Raw genomic sequence first — 13,821 nt, forward strand, 5'->3', positions numbered from 1 at the left:
ACACGAAAAATGACTGAACTCCCCGAACTCTCCGGCAAGGTCGCCGTCATCACCGGCGCCAGCCGAGGCATCGGCTACGGCGTCGCCGAGGCACTGCTCGCCCGCGGCGACCGGGTCTGCATCACCGGCCGCAGCGAGGAAGCCCTCAAGGAGGCCGTCGAGACCCTCGGCGCCGACCGCGTCATCGGCGTCGCCGGCAAGGCCCACGACGAGGCCCACCAGGCCGTCGTCGTCGAGCGCACGATGGAGGCCTTCGGCCGCGTCGACTTCCTGGTCAACAACGCCGGTACGAACCCGGTGTTCGGCCCCATCGCCGACCTCGACCTGAACGTCGCCCGCAAGGTCTTCGAGACCAACGTCATCTCGGCCCTCGGCTTCGCCCAGAAGACCTGGCACGCCTGGCAGAAGGACAACGGCGGCGCCATCGTCAACATCGCCTCCCTCGCCGGGATCTCCGCCTCGCCGTTCATCGGCGCGTACGGCGTCAGCAAGGCCGCGATGGTCAACCTCACCCTCCAGCTGGCGCACGAGTTCGCGCCCGGCGTACGGGTCAACTCGATCGCCCCCGCGGTCGTGAAGACCAAGTTCGCCGCCGCCCTGTACGAGGGGCGCGAGGAGGAGGCCGCCGCCTCCTACCCGCTGGCCCGGCTCGGCGTCCCGTCCGACATCGGCGGCGCCGCCGCGTTCCTCACCTCGGACCAGTCCGACTGGATCACCGGCCAGACCCTCGTCGTCGACGGCGGCATCCTCCTCAACGCCGGCGTCGGCTGACCGACTCCGCACGGGCGCCGGTCCCTTCACTGTTCCCTTGACGGAACCGGCGCCCCTGTCGAGACAAAGAACGCGCACAGCCGAATGACAACGTCGTCATAAAAACGCTGCTCAACAGCCCCTCCCGAACCACCATTCCGGGCCGCGGAACTGCGGTACGGTCTGCCGACCCTTGGTACGGCGGATCGAGGAGCGAGCGCGTGTTCAACCGGAACCGAGGCCTGCGGGCGGGCGCGGCGATCGCGTCGATATCCCTGGCGGCCGGATGCGGAGTGTTCTCGAACGGGAACTCCGACGACCGCGGACCCATCGTCGTCGGCACCACCAGCGCCCCCAGCACCCTCGACCCGGCCGCGTCCTGGGACGGCTCCTGGGAGCTGTTCCGCAACATCTACCAGACGCTGCTCGCCTACCCCTCCGGCGCGACCACGCCCGAGCCGGACGCGGCCAAGTCCTGCCGTTTCACGGACGGTTCGAACACCACATACCGCTGCGAACTCCGCGCCGGCATGAGGTTCGCCGACGGCGACCGCCTCGACGCGCAGGCCGTCAAGCACTCCATCGACCGCATCCGCCTGATCAACGTGGCGGGCGGACCCGCCGGCCTGCTCGGCAGCCTCGACCGGGTGGAGGCCGCGGGCGACCGCGACGTCGTCTTCCACCTCAACAAGCCCGACGCCACCTTCCCGTTCGTGCTCGCCACCCCCGCCATGTCGATCGTCGACCCCGACGACTACCCCGCGCACTCCCTGCGCAAGGACGGCAAGGTCTTCGGCTCCGGGCCGTACACCCTCAAGTCGTACGACGACGGCAAGCGGGCCCAACTCGTGCGCAACGACCGCTACAAGGGCTTCGCCCAGCGGGAGAACAGCGCGGTGACGATCCGCTACTTCCAGGACTCCGCCACCATGGTGAAGGCACTGCGGGACAAGCAGATCGACGTCACCTACCGGGGCCTCGCCGCCGACGACATCATCGCCCTCCAGGGCCGCGCCTCGAAGAGCCTCCAACTGGTCGACGGCGCCGGCACCGACATCAACTACCTGGTGTTCAACCCCAAGGACCGCTGGGCCGGCAACATCGCCGTCCGCAAGGCCGTCGCCCAGCTCGTCGACCGCGGGGCGATCACCCACAAGATCTACCGCGACACCGTGGACCCGCTCTACTCGATGGTCCCCAAGGGCCTCATCGGCCACACCACCGCCTTCTTCGACGACTTCGGAGACCCCAGCGTCCCCAAGGCCCGCACACTCCTCACCGACGCGGGCATCCACCAGCGCGTCCCGCTCACCCTCTGGTACACCAGCGACCGCTACGGCTCCGAGACCGGCCTCGAATTCCGGGAGCTCAAGCGGCAGTTGGACGCCTCCGGGCTCTTCACGGTCACCCTGAAGAGCCGCCCCTGGAAGACGTACGTGACGGGCTACCAGAAGGGCGAGTACCCGGTCTTCGGGCGCGGCTGGTTCCCGGACTTCCCCGACGCGGAGAACTTCATCGCGCCCTTCGTGGGGCAGCAGAACGCGCTCGGCACGCCCTACGTGTCGACCAGGATCACCGACGTCCTGCTGCCCGAGTCCCGCCGGGAGAGCGACCGGGCCGACGTGGTCAAGGAGTTCGAGGACGCGCAACAGGTCCTGGTCGACGACGCACGGCTGCTGCCGCTGTGGCAGGGCCGGCAGTACGTCGCCGCGAGCGACGACATCTCCGGCGGGGAACAGGCCCTCGACCCGTCGACGATCATGATGATGTGGGAGCTGTACCGCAAGACCAGCTGGTGACCCGGCTTCCGGCACCCGTTGTCAGTGGCCGCCTGTAGGTTCTGGGGCATGGAGGCGACCGCACCGCGCGGCCGCCCGCATCGCAGTCGCCGCACACGGTAAGGAAGTTGACGTGACCGACATCTCCATGCTCCCCGAGTCCTGGCGCGGGGTCCTGGGCGACGAGCTTCAGCAGCCCTACTTCAAGGAGCTGACCGAGTTCGTCGAGGAGGAGCGCGCGAAGGGTCCCGTCTACCCGCCGCGCGAGGAGGTCTTCGCCGCGCTGGAGGCGACGCCGTACGACCAGGTGAAGGTGCTGGTCCTCGGCCAGGACCCGTACCACGGCGAGGGCCAGGGCCACGGCCTGTGCTTCTCGGTCCGCCCCGGCGTCAGGACCCCGCCCTCCCTCCGGAACATCTACAAGGAGATGAAGGAGGAGCTGGGCCTCCCGGTCCCGGACAACGGCTATCTGATGCCGTGGGCCCAGCAGGGCGTCCTGCTGCTCAACGCGGTGCTCACCGTCCGCTCCGGCGAGGCCAACTCCCACAAGGGCAAGGGCTGGGAGAAGTTCACGGACGCGGTCATCCGCGCGGTCGCCGAGCGCCCCGACCCGGCCGTCTTCGTCCTGTGGGGGAACTACGCGCAGAAGAAGCTCCCACTGATCGACGAGGAGCGCCACGTCGTGGTCAAGGGCGCGCACCCCTCCCCGCTGTCGGCCAAGAAGTTCTTCGGCTCCCGCCCCTTCACCCAGATCGACGAGGCCGTCGCCCGGCAGGGCCACACCGCGATCGACTGGCGCATCCCGAACCTGGGCTGACCACACCCGGACCGGTCCGGGGCCGCCTGACGGGGATTGTCAGTGCCGCCGGTTAGCTTCGACAGGGACAGTCAGGGTGGCTGGCGAGTGCGGAGGACGCGGTGGCGGAGCGACAGGAGCAGGCGGCGCCGGACGCTCTGCTGACGCGGATCGGACAGGTCGTCATGCTGCACCACGGCGGCGACCGTGAGGAGGCCCGGGAGCGGCTGCTCGGCCTGTGGGCGGAGCTCGGCGAGGACGGCGACCCGCTGCACCGCTGCACCCTGGCCCACTACCTGGCCGACACCCAGGACGACCCGACCGACGAACTCGCCTGGGACCTGAGGGCGTTGTCGGCGGCGGACGAGCTGACGGACGGGCGGCACGCGGGGGACTCCGGAGACCCCGGGGACACCGCGGGCGCCGGTCGGGAGGGGGCGGTCGCGATCCGCGCCTTCTACCCCTCCCTGCACCTCAACCTCGCCGCGGACTACGTGAAGCTCGACCGCCCCGACGCCGCCCGCACCCACATCCGCCGCGCCCGCAGCGCCTGTACGGTCCTCGCCGACGACGGCTACGGCAACGGAGTGCGGGCCGCGATCGGGCGGCTGGAGCTGCGGCTGGGGGACGGGGGCCCGGGCGAGGGCGGGGCGTGGGGGCCGCCGAGACAGCGGCCGTAGCGCGCAGTGGTGCCCGGCGGACGGAGACCCCTCGCCACGGTCCGGGGTGTCAACGCCCGTACGTCTGGCCGCAGATGACCGACTGCGGGCTGTCCGGCTGCCAGCCGCCGTATTTCCTGCCGAGGGCGCACACGTCCTGCGTGTTCTTGGGCACCGACCTGACCGCGTCGGGGATGTCCGAGCCCGGCTGCCGGGGGTGGTGCGGCTTCGGGTGCGGATGGGGCTGAGGCCGGGGGTGCGGGTGGGCGCGGGGGACCGGTGCCTGGGCCGTGCGCGGAGGCGCGACGGGTGCGCGGTGCGGGGGACGCGCGGCCGGTTCGGGGCGGTGGGACGGGCTGATGTATTCGAGCGCCTCCCGTGCCGGGGCCTGGACGACCTGCGGCGACGCGCTGCCCTCCGGTCGCGGCACCGACGCCGGGGACGGCGCGGCCGGGGGAGCGGGGGCCGCCGGCCGCTGGACGGTCATACAGCCCGAGAGGGCAGAGACAGCTACGGTGACCAGGAGCGTTGCGGTGGTCGTCGTTCGATGCATTCGCGCAACTCTGCTGGTTCCGGACCCGTTTGGGACAGCGGACGAGCGGATGATGCCCCGCACGGGTGATCTCCGCCCCCTTACGGACGGCGCCCGCCCGCTCCGGGTGACGTGACGTCAGTCGCCGGTGTTCCCGTCGATCCGCTCACGGAGCAGGTCGGCGTGGCCGTTGTGCCGGGCGTACTCCTCGATCATGTGCGTGTGGATCCAGCGCAGGTTGAAGCGCTCGCCGGTGCGCCGGTGCTTGCCCACGGAGATGTCGTCCAGGGTGAACCGCGCCGCCTGCTCCCGCGCCGCCCCGATCTCGGCCTGCCAGGTCGCGTACGCCTCGGCCCAGGTGTCGGCCTCGGTGAGATGGAAGTCGCCGTCCGGGTCCTCGTCGGTGTAGTAGATCGGGGTCAGCTGCTCGTCCGCCATGACCCGGCGGTACCAGCTCCGCTCCACCTCGGCCATGTGCCGCACCAGGCCCATGAGCGTCAGCCCGGACGGTTCAGCGGAGGCGGTCCTCAACTGCTCGTCGGACAGGCCCTCGCACTTCCACGCGAGGGTCTGCCGGTGGTAGTCCAGCCAGCCGTCCAGCATCGTGCGTTCGTCGGCCGTGGTCGAGGGTTCACTGCGTTCGATGGTCATCCAGGCATCCTCGCGTGCTCCGTCCGCCCGCACCAGCGGATATCGGCCACCGTATGCTTCCGGAAGGTATCGCAGGTCAAACGCCAGGGAGGCTCCGTGAAGGTCGGCTGCATCGGACTCGGTGACATCGCGCGGAAGGCCTACCTGCCGGTGCTCGGCGGACTGCCCGGGGTCGAACTGCATCTGCAGACCCGCACGCCCGCCACCCTCGCCGAGGTCGCCGACGGCCTGCACCTCCCGGCGGAGCAGCGGCACACGGACCTCGACGCGCTCCTCGCGCAGGACCTCGACGCCGCGTTCGTGCACGCGCCCACGGCCGTGCACCCCGAGATCGTCACCCGGCTGCTGGAGGCGGGCGTACCGACGTACGTCGACAAGCCGCTCGCCTACGAACTCGCCGACTCCGAGCGGCTGGTACGGCTCGCGGAGGAGCGGGGCGTGTCGCTCGCGGTCGGCTTCAACCGGCGCCACGCCCCCGGGTACGCGCAGTGCCTCGACCACCCGCGCGAGCTGATCCTCATGCAGAAGAACCGGATCGGGCTCCCCGAGGAGCCGCGCGCGATGATCCTGGACGACTTCATCCACATCGTGGACACCCTGCGGTTCCTGGTGCCGGGCCCGGTCGAGGACGTCACCGTGCGCGCCCGCACCCAGGACGGCCTGCTGCACCACCTCGTGCTCCAGCTCTCTGGCGACGGCTTCACCGCGCTCGGTGTGATGAACCGGCTCAGCGGCTCGGTCGAGGAGATCCTCGAGGTCTCCGGCCAGGACACCAAGCGCCAGGTCCTCAACCTCGCCGAGGTCGTCGACCACAAGGGCCAGCCGACCGTACGGCGGCGCGGGGACTGGGTGCCGGTGGCCCGCCAGCGCGGCATCGAGCAGGTCGTCCACGCCTTCCTCGACGCCGTACGCGCCGGAAAGGTGCTCAGCGCCCGGGACGCGCTGGCGACTCATGAACTGTGCGAGCGGGTGGTACGAGAGGTCGCGGAGCGGTCCGCCGCAGCCTGAACGCCCGCATCCCCTCCCCGGCGCACACGAGCGCCAGGATCAGCAGCGAGCCCTGCACCGGCCAGTCGCCGTAGCGGACGTACGGCGTGATGCCGTGCGCGAGCGGGACGTCGTAGACCCGGGTCGTGCTCGCGCCGGTGCCGAGCCAGGAGCCGATGCGCTCGCCGCTCGGGCCGTAGACGGCGGAGACGCCGGTCAGGGTGGCGTGGACCACCGGGCGGCCGGTCTCGGCGGCGCGCAGGGCGGCGAGGGTGGCGTGCTGCTCGGGCGCCCAGCTGTTCTGGAACGACGACGTCGACGACTGCGCGAGCAGCACGTCCGCGCCGTCCTGTGCCAGATGCCGGCTCATGTCGGGGAACGCGGTCTCGAAGCAGATCAACGGCCCGACGCGCAGCCCGTGTCCCACGCTCATCACGACCTGTTCGGTGCCGTGCCTGCGGTCGACGCCGGCCGCCTTGCCGACGGAGGTCGCCCAGCCGAGCAGCGAGCGGAACGGGATGTACTCCCCGAAGGGCACGAGCCGCATCTTGTCGTAGCGGTCACCTGTGAGTCCCTTCGGGCCGACCAGGATCGAACTCTTGTAGATGCCGGGCTTGTCGGAGCGTTCGGCGTCCACGTTGACCAGGATGTCGGCGCCGGTCTCCTTCGAGAGGGCGGCGATACGACGTGCCAGGTCCGGCCGTTTGGCGAGGTCGAAGCCGACACTGCTCTCGCCCCACGCGATCAGGTCCACGTGCCGACCGGCCAGTTGACGGGTCAGCTGCTCCTCGCGGTCGAAGCGCCGGACACCGCTGTCGTCGCCCGCGATGACACCGGGCTGTACGACGGCGATCCGCACGCTGCCGTCCACGTCGGGGCGCGGCGACCACACCCAGGCGGCGGAGGTCGCGGCGGCGGTCGCGACGAGCCCCGCGACCGCGGGCACGCGCACCTCACGGACCGACACCAGCACGGCGACCGCGACATTCACGGCCACCACCAGGAAGCTCAGCAGCCACACCCCGCCCACCGAGGCGAGCCGCAACGCCGGTTCCACCTGCCACTGGGTGGAGCCGAGCAGCCCCCAGGGACCGCCCAACCCCTGCCAGGAACGCACGAGTTCGACCATCAGCCAGCCAGAGGGCAGCACCAGCAGCGCGGCGGCACCCCGCCGGGGCGAGGGCACGCCGCCCAGGAAGCGGCGCACCAGCCAGCCCCACGGCGCCCACAGCACGCCCAGCAGCCCCGCGATGACGACGATGAACACACTCAGGCTCGGCACCAGCCAGCTGTGCACCGCCAGCATGAACCCGAGGCCGCCGAACCAGCCGTCGTAGGCCGCGCGCCGTCCGGTCGGTGCCGAGCGGGTCAGCAGGATCCAGGGGACGAGCGCGACGTAGGCGAACCACCACAGGGACGGCGCGGGGAACGCGAACACGGGCAGGGCGCCCGCGAGCGCGGCGAGCAGGGATCGCCGCCACGGAGAGGCGAGCCAGTCGCCGAAGGTCTTCATACAGCACCTCCCTACCCGCTGGTCGCTCCAGTGTGCGTCCCCGGGACGATCTCGCACAGTGGGCCCCGCCCCGGCCGTCTCAGTGGACCACGGCTTCCGGGCGCCGTTCGGGAAGACGCCGCCACTTCTCCTCCACCACGACCTCGGTCAGCCGCCAGCCGTCGTCGGTCCGCAGCAGCCCGAACGAGTAGCGCCCGCCGCACACGAAATCCGGTGCGGTGGAGGGGTTGTCGGCGCTCTCGTCGTCCTTGGCGAGGCGCATCGGGTTGATGTAGTCGGCCTGGACGTGGGCGGTGTCGTCGGTGTGCTGGTCCGGGGCGCCGAAGCTGATCCGCCGGTTGACGATCAGATGCTGCCGCATCGCGAACAACCGCATGCTCTCCGCCAGCCACCCGGCGATCTGCTCCGCGTTCCCCTCGATCCCTCCGGCGGACCGGTAGTCGGCACGCCCGTCGGGGGCGAACAGTTTCCGGTACGCCTCCCAGTTCCCGTCGTCCACCGCCACCGCGTATTCGGTGACCACTTCGTCCACGGCAAGCCGGTCCATCACAATCGCCAGTTCCACACGCTGCGTCATCGGCTCAGTGTTGGCCACGGAGGGTGTCGCGCCAAGAGGGACGCGGATACAAGGTGGGGAACATTCGGTGGTTCTCCCAGGTCTGCGCGGGTCTTCGGCGTTCTTCGGCGTTGTTCGTCGCTCTTTGTCGTTCTTCGGCAGTCCTGTTCGTCCTTCGTCGCGAGGAGTGGTCCATGAAACGTCTTGTCACGGTCGTCACCGGCGCCGGCACGGGAACCGGCGCCGCGACCTGCCGCCGCCTCGCGGAGGAGGGTCACGACGTGGTGGTGGGCTACGCAGAGGATGCGGACGCGGCCGAGGAGGCGGCGGAGGGGGTACGCCGGTCCGGCGCCCGCGCGCTCTGCGTGCGGGCGGACACGTCCGTATCGGCGGACGTGGAGCGGCTGTTCACGTCGGCCGAGAAGCAACTCGGCCCGGTCACCGGCCTGGTGAACAACGGGCTGCTGAACAACGCGGGGTTGTCAGGGCCGTCCGCCGGCCTCGCCGACACGGACCCGGCCGACCTGCGCCGATTCGTCGAGGCCAACCTCCTTGGCCCACTGCTGTGTTCACGCCGAGCCGCACGAGTGATGACCCCACGCGGAAACGGCGTGATCGTGAACGTGATCCCGTGCGCTGCCACCCCCGATGCCCCCGCCCACCACACGATGACGAACGCCGCCGTCGAGGCCCTCACCCTGACCCTCGCCGAGGAAGTCGGCCCGGGCATCCGCGTCAACGCCGTCGAACAGGGAAAAACCGAGGAAGTCGCCGCCGCCATCGCCTGGTTGATGTCACCGGACGCGTCGTATGTGAGGGGAACGGTGATACGGGGGACGGGCGGGCGGTGAGGCCTGCGCTCCGGTGCGGGGTCCGGGCGGCGGGTGTCGCGTCAGGCCGCCGCGATGACCTCGTCGCGGATCGCCGCGGCCCACTCGACCACCAACAGCTCGTATTCCTCGCGCTCTTGGGTCGAGAGGGAGCCGCCCGCGCGCAGCCAGAGTGCCCGGATCTGCTCGTTCACCTCGGCAGCAGACCGCACGGAACCAGGGGCCACGGAATCGGGGGACATGCGAACAGCCTAGGGGCAAGGACTGACACTGCGCTACCGGACGGCTACTCAGACCGTATGGGGTTGGTCACGGGCGCCGAGCACCGGGCCCCGGGCCGGGCGTGACGCTCAGTCGACCCGCACGTCCCCGTCGAACCCGCCCCTGAATCCACAGGAGATGGCCGCGTCCGCCGTGGACGCGGGCAACGACGAGAGCAGGTCGTCGAGTTGGACACGGCCCAGCGCGGCGGCTGTGTCGGCGACCGCGCCGGGGTCGAGCAGCCGAGGAGGGTCGCCGAAACCGTCGTAGACCTCGTCGTGGTCCAGGAATCCCACGTTGCCGTCGGGATCGCCCGAGACGGCCCGGTCGAGGAGGGCGATCAACTCCGGGCTAGCTCCGGTCGAACAGCAGTGGCGAGTCGAGGGCCGTAGCGCGGCAGCGGTCGAGGTACTCGGGCGTCACCCGGGCGAACTGCTGGGTCAGCGCCATGAGTTGGTCACCCCCGCCCGGTGGCTCAGCCCGCCGACTCCGCCGCGTGCGGGCTCAGTACGCCCGCCGTCACCAGCGCGATGATGACGATGCCGAGGGCGACGCGATAGTAGACGAACGGCATGAAGCTCTTGTGGGAGATGAACTTCATGAACCAGGCGATGACCGCGTAACCGACCACGAACGCGATCACCGTCGCGAACATCGTCGGCCCCCACGCCACATGTCCCTCCTCCGTCGCGTCCTTCAACTCGAAGGCGCCGGAGGCCAGTACGGCCGGCATGGCGAGGAGGAAGGAGTAACGGGCCGCCGCCTCACGGGTGTAGCCCATGAAGAGGCCGCCGCTGATGGTCGCGCCGGAGCGGGAGACGCCGGGGACCAGCGCCAGCGCCTGGCAGAGGCCGTACAGGAGGCCGTCCTTGGCGTTGAGGTCGACCAGGGTCTTGCGCTGCTTGGGGGCGCGGTGCCGGCCGCCGTGCTCGTCGCGGGCGGCGAGGCGGTCGGCGATGCCGATGACGACGCCCATGACGATCAGCATCGTGGCGGTGATGCGCAGATCGCGGAACGGGCCCTCGATCGCGTCCTTGAGGGTGACCCCGAGCACGCCGATCGGGATGGAGCCGACGATCACCAGCCAGCCCATCTGGGCGTCGTGGTCGCGCCGCATCTCCTTGTTCGCGAGGGACCGGAACCACGCGGCGAGGATGCGGCCCACGTCCTTGCGGAAGTAGATCAGCACCGCCGCCTCCGTGCCGAGCTGCGTGATCGCCGTGAAGGCCGCGCCCGGGTCCTTCCAGCCGGAGAAGGCCGCCGTCAGCCGCAGGTGCGCGCTGGAGGAGACGGGGAGGAACTCGGTCAGCCCCTGGACGAGTCCGAGGATGAGGGATTCAAACCAAGACATGGAGTTACGGCGTCCAAGTGCTGATCGTGGAGGGGCAAAGGACACACCAAAACGCCGCGCGCGGTGATCGGGTGTGTGTGAGGGGCAGCGTAGCGTCCCGGTGTGACAGGCCCGACACAGGGGTTTCACGGCGACGGGCGGCTCCGGACGCGAGGGGTCCGCGGCGGTCGGACCATTCCTGGCGGAAGGTTTCGTCGCCGCCGGACGTATCCGTACACAGAGGTTTTACGAGTGGTCCGACGACTCCGGCTTCGCGGTGTTGACCTGCTGCGGGGGCGGCGCATACGTTGCAGCGGAGGAAAGCGCTTGCTGCATGCGCTCGCTGTCCCCGGAGGAGTGCTGATCACGACCATGTCCACACCCGCCACCGACCCCGGGGCCCTCCAGCCCTTGCCCCCGCTCACCGGCCGACGGGTCCGGGCCGCCGTGGTCGGCGCCGGTGCCATCGGCCGCGGGTCCCATTTCCCCGCGCTCGCCCGGCTCGCCGAGGAGGGCGAGACCGAGGTCGTCGCCGCCGTTGACATCGATGCCAACGCGGTCGAGGCCTTCAGCGCCGAGGCCGGGATCCCGCACGCCTACACCGACCTGGAGCGGATGCTCCGGGAACAGCGGCCCGACCTCGTCACCATCTGCACCCCGCCCACCCTGCACCGCGCGCAGACCATCGCCGCGCTGCGGGCCGGGGCCTGGGTCTGGTGCGAGAAGCCGCCGGTGCCGACGCTGGCCGACTTCGACGCCGTGGAGGACGAGGAGGGAACGGTCGGCGGGCCGTACGCCTCGATCGTCTTCCAGCACCGCTTCGGGTCGGGTGCCCGGCATGTGCGGCGGCTGCTCGCCGAGCGGGCCATGGGGCGGCCGCTCGTGGCGCACTGCCAGACCACCTGGTACCGCGACACCGCCTACTACGCCGTGCCCTGGCGCGGGCGTTGGGAGACCGAGGGCGGCGGTCCCGCCATGGGACACGGCATCCACCAGATGGACCTCCTGCTCGATCTGCTCGGGCCGTGGAGCGAGGTGAAGGCCATGGCGGGGCGGCTGGTCCACGACGTGGAGACCGAGGACGTCTCGACCGCGCTGGTCCGCTTCGAGAACGGCGCGATGGCGACCGTCGTGAACAGCGTGCTGAGCCCGGACGAGGTCAGCCGTATCCGCATCGACTGCGAGCGCGCCACCGTCGAGCTGACCCACCTCTACGGGCACAGCAACGACAACTGGCGGGTCACCCCCGCCCCGGACGTGTCGGGCGAGGAGGCGGCGGCCTGGCAGGACTTCGGGCCCGACGTGCCGAGTTCGCACCTGGAGCAGCTGCGTGAACTCGTCGTGAGCATGCGCGCCGGTCAACGCCCGCGCAGCAGCGGCACCGACGGGCGCACCAGCCTGGAGCTGATCACCGCGCTCTACAAGTCGGCGTTCACGGACACGACCGTGCGGGCCGGCGAGATCGGCCCCGGAGACCCCTATTACACGGCGCTGCACGGTGGCGCCCCCGGCTGGGCGCCCGTGGCGCGCGAGGAGGTGCCGGCGTGACCGGCCTGCGGATTGTCCACGCCCACGGGGACCGCGTCACGGTGACCGAACCGGCCACCGGCGTCGAGCTGTTCAGCTATGTGTACCGGCCCGAGGCCGCCTGGGAGGCGCCGAAGCCGTACCTCCACCCGATCCGGACCCTTGCCGGTGACGTCGTCACGGACTACCGGCCCAACGACCACCGCTGGCACAAGGGCCTCCAGTTCACCGCCTCGCATCTGTCGGGCCAGAACCTGTGGGGCGGCAACACCTACGTGCACGGCGAGGGGTATCTCGAACTCCCGGAGCGGGTCGGGTCGATGGCCCATGTCGCCTTCGACGAGATCGACGCCGACGCCGACCGTCTCGTCATCGCGGAACGGCTCACCTGGCATCCGTACAGCGGTGAACTCTGGGCCGACGAGCGGCGCCGGATCGAGGTCCACGACGTCGACACGGAGTCGGGTTCCTGGGCGCTGACCTGGACGAGCGCGGTGACCAACCGCCGTGACGAGCCGCTGCGGTTCGGCAGTCCGACCACCCACGGGCGCGAGGCGGCCGGCTATACGGGCCTGTTCTGGCGCGGCCCGCGCGCCTTCCGTGACGGCCGGATCATCGGCCCCGACGGCGAGGGCCCCGAGCTGATGGGCTCCCAGGGCCCCTGGCTCGCGGTCTCCGGCGAGCACGACGGCACGGACGGCCACGCCACCGTCGTCTTCGCGCACGCCCCCGAGAACGACGAGTCCGGCGCCGAGGGCACCCACCCCGCCCACTGGTTCGTGCGCAACGAGCCCTTCGCCGGCATCGCCCCCTCCTTCGCCTTCCACGACGAGCTGGAACTCGCCCCCGGTGACACGCTCACCCGCCGCTACCGGGTCGTCGTGGCCGACGGGGCGTGGGAGCGGGAGGAGATCGCCAAGTACCTGGAGGCGCGCCCGTGGTGAGCGGTTTCCCCGGGCTGCCGGGCGGGGTCGCCGTCTCGCACCTCTCGGTCTACGACTGGCCCGCCTCCGACGGCGTCTGCGGCGGAACTCCCCATATGCACCTGACCTGTTCGGAGGGGTACGTCGTCACCGGCGGCCACGGCGCGGTGCAGACGCTCAGCACCTCCGGGTACGAGGTGACGCCGCTCGCGGCCGGGACGGTCGCCTGGTTCACGCCGGGCACCGTCCACCGGCTCGTCAACGAGGACGACCTGCGCATCACCGTCCTCATGCAGAACAGCGGCCTGCCCGAGGCGGGGGACGCGGTGCTCACGCTGCCTCCGCGGTACCTCGCCGACCCGGAGACGTACGCGGCCGCCACCACGATCCCGGCCGACGCACCGGAGGCCGAGCAGGAACGGGTGGCCCGGGCCCGGCGCGACCTCGCCCTGGAGGGCTACCGGGCGCTGCGCTCCTCAGCCGGTCCGGAAGCGCTGGCCGCGTTCCACCGGGCCGCCGCCGCGCTGGTACGACCCCGGCTCACGGAGTGGCGCGAGCGCTGGGAGCGGGGCGCGCGGGCCGCTGCCACGGCCACCGGGGAGCAGCTCGACCGGCTGGAGCAGGGCGACTTCTCGCACCTCGCCGATGCCGTCGTGCGGGCCGAACAGCCTTCGGCGTACGGGAAGTTCGGGATGTGCGGGCGGTTGGACGTCTACAAGGGGGCGTGA

The 13,821-nt window shown here is 71.1% G+C and carries 16 protein-coding genes; 9 read left to right on the forward strand and 7 right to left on the reverse strand.

Annotation, left to right across the window (positions count from 1 at the left end; translation table 11 throughout):
- Positions 1 to 9 precede the first annotated feature (9 nt).
- From OHT77_RS37440 to OHT77_RS37455, 4 genes are all read left to right on the forward strand, one after another.
- On the forward strand, positions 10 to 771 hold the full coding sequence (locus OHT77_RS37440) for an SDR family oxidoreductase (protein WP_328832783.1): 762 nt from the start codon (positions 10 to 12) through the stop codon (positions 769 to 771).
- 200 nt (positions 772 to 971) lie between these two features.
- Positions 972 to 2,549 (forward strand): ABC transporter substrate-binding protein, encoded by a 1,578-nt coding sequence (locus tag OHT77_RS37445; protein ID WP_328832784.1) that lies wholly within the window; start codon positions 972 to 974, stop codon positions 2,547 to 2,549.
- A gap of 112 nt (positions 2,550 to 2,661) precedes the next feature.
- A complete protein-coding gene (gene ung, locus OHT77_RS37450) occupies positions 2,662 to 3,345 on the forward strand; it encodes a uracil-DNA glycosylase (RefSeq protein ID WP_328832785.1) in 684 nt (227 codons plus the stop codon).
- 101 nt (positions 3,346 to 3,446) lie between these two features.
- The gene (locus OHT77_RS37455; protein ID WP_328832786.1) at positions 3,447 to 4,004 is read left to right on the forward strand and encodes a hypothetical protein; all 558 of its coding nucleotides are present in this window, start codon (positions 3,447 to 3,449) and stop codon (positions 4,002 to 4,004) included.
- Positions 4,005 to 4,053: 49 nt separating this feature from the next.
- Here OHT77_RS37455 and OHT77_RS37460 read toward each other — a convergent pair whose 3' ends face one another.
- The gene (locus OHT77_RS37460; protein ID WP_328832787.1) at positions 4,054 to 4,536 is read right to left on the reverse strand and encodes a hypothetical protein; all 483 of its coding nucleotides are present in this window, start codon (positions 4,534 to 4,536) and stop codon (positions 4,054 to 4,056) included.
- A gap of 117 nt (positions 4,537 to 4,653) precedes the next feature.
- On the reverse strand, positions 4,654 to 5,166 hold the full coding sequence (locus tag OHT77_RS37465) for a DinB family protein (RefSeq protein WP_328832788.1): 513 nt from the start codon (positions 5,164 to 5,166) through the stop codon (positions 4,654 to 4,656).
- A 96-nt stretch (positions 5,167 to 5,262) separates the two neighbouring features.
- Between OHT77_RS37465 and OHT77_RS37470 the strand changes: the two genes are divergently transcribed.
- Positions 5,263 to 6,174 (forward strand): Gfo/Idh/MocA family protein, encoded by a 912-nt coding sequence (locus tag OHT77_RS37470; protein ID WP_328832789.1) that lies wholly within the window; start codon positions 5,263 to 5,265, stop codon positions 6,172 to 6,174.
- Here OHT77_RS37470 and lnt read toward each other — a convergent pair.
- Entirely contained in the window at positions 6,092 to 7,666 is a 1,575-nt protein-coding gene (lnt, locus tag OHT77_RS37475; protein WP_328832790.1) for an apolipoprotein N-acyltransferase, read from the reverse strand. The two genes, OHT77_RS37470 and lnt, sit on opposite strands and share 83 nt — an antisense overlap.
- Before the next feature lie 79 nt (positions 7,667 to 7,745).
- On the reverse strand, positions 7,746 to 8,243 hold the full coding sequence (locus tag OHT77_RS37480; protein WP_328832791.1) for a nuclear transport factor 2 family protein: 498 nt from the start codon (positions 8,241 to 8,243) through the stop codon (positions 7,746 to 7,748).
- 173 nt (positions 8,244 to 8,416) lie between these two features.
- On the opposite strand from OHT77_RS37480, the gene OHT77_RS37485 reads away from it, so the two are divergent.
- Positions 8,417 to 9,073 carry an SDR family NAD(P)-dependent oxidoreductase gene (locus OHT77_RS37485; RefSeq protein ID WP_328832792.1) on the forward strand — a complete coding sequence of 219 codons (657 nt, stop codon included), beginning with the start codon at positions 8,417 to 8,419 and terminating at the stop codon, positions 9,071 to 9,073.
- Positions 9,074 to 9,114: 41 nt separating this feature from the next.
- On the opposite strand, the gene OHT77_RS37490 is transcribed toward OHT77_RS37485, so the two are convergent.
- From OHT77_RS37490 to OHT77_RS37500, 3 genes are all read right to left on the reverse strand, one after another.
- The gene (locus OHT77_RS37490; RefSeq protein ID WP_328832793.1) at positions 9,115 to 9,294 is read right to left on the reverse strand and encodes a hypothetical protein; all 180 of its coding nucleotides are present in this window, start codon (positions 9,292 to 9,294) and stop codon (positions 9,115 to 9,117) included.
- A gap of 108 nt (positions 9,295 to 9,402) precedes the next feature.
- The gene (locus OHT77_RS37495; protein WP_328832794.1) at positions 9,403 to 9,657 is read right to left on the reverse strand and encodes a hypothetical protein; all 255 of its coding nucleotides are present in this window, start codon (positions 9,655 to 9,657) and stop codon (positions 9,403 to 9,405) included.
- A 131-nt stretch (positions 9,658 to 9,788) separates the two neighbouring features.
- Positions 9,789 to 10,664 (reverse strand): undecaprenyl-diphosphate phosphatase, encoded by an 876-nt coding sequence (locus OHT77_RS37500; RefSeq protein WP_328832795.1) that lies wholly within the window; start codon positions 10,662 to 10,664, stop codon positions 9,789 to 9,791.
- Positions 10,665 to 11,015: 351 nt separating this feature from the next.
- Between OHT77_RS37500 and OHT77_RS37505 the strand changes: the two genes are divergently transcribed.
- From OHT77_RS37505 to OHT77_RS37515, 3 genes are read left to right on the forward strand one after another with little or no spacing between them, the layout of a single operon-like run.
- Positions 11,016 to 12,191: a Gfo/Idh/MocA family protein gene (locus OHT77_RS37505; RefSeq protein WP_328832796.1), complete on the forward strand. Its 1,176-nt coding sequence runs from the start codon at positions 11,016 to 11,018 to the stop codon at positions 12,189 to 12,191.
- Positions 12,188 to 13,114, forward strand: coding sequence for a PmoA family protein (locus OHT77_RS37510; RefSeq protein WP_328832797.1), 927 nt, complete (start codon positions 12,188 to 12,190; stop codon positions 13,112 to 13,114). The genes OHT77_RS37505 and OHT77_RS37510 overlap by 4 nt, the downstream gene beginning before the upstream one ends.
- Entirely contained in the window at positions 13,108 to 13,821 is a 714-nt protein-coding gene (locus OHT77_RS37515; protein ID WP_328832798.1) for a cupin domain-containing protein, read from the forward strand. Before OHT77_RS37510 ends, OHT77_RS37515 begins: the two co-directional genes overlap by 7 nt.

It is taken from the genome of Streptomyces sp. NBC_00252 (assembly GCF_036187565.1).
Lineage (GTDB): Bacteria > Actinomycetota > Actinomycetes > Streptomycetales > Streptomycetaceae > Streptomyces.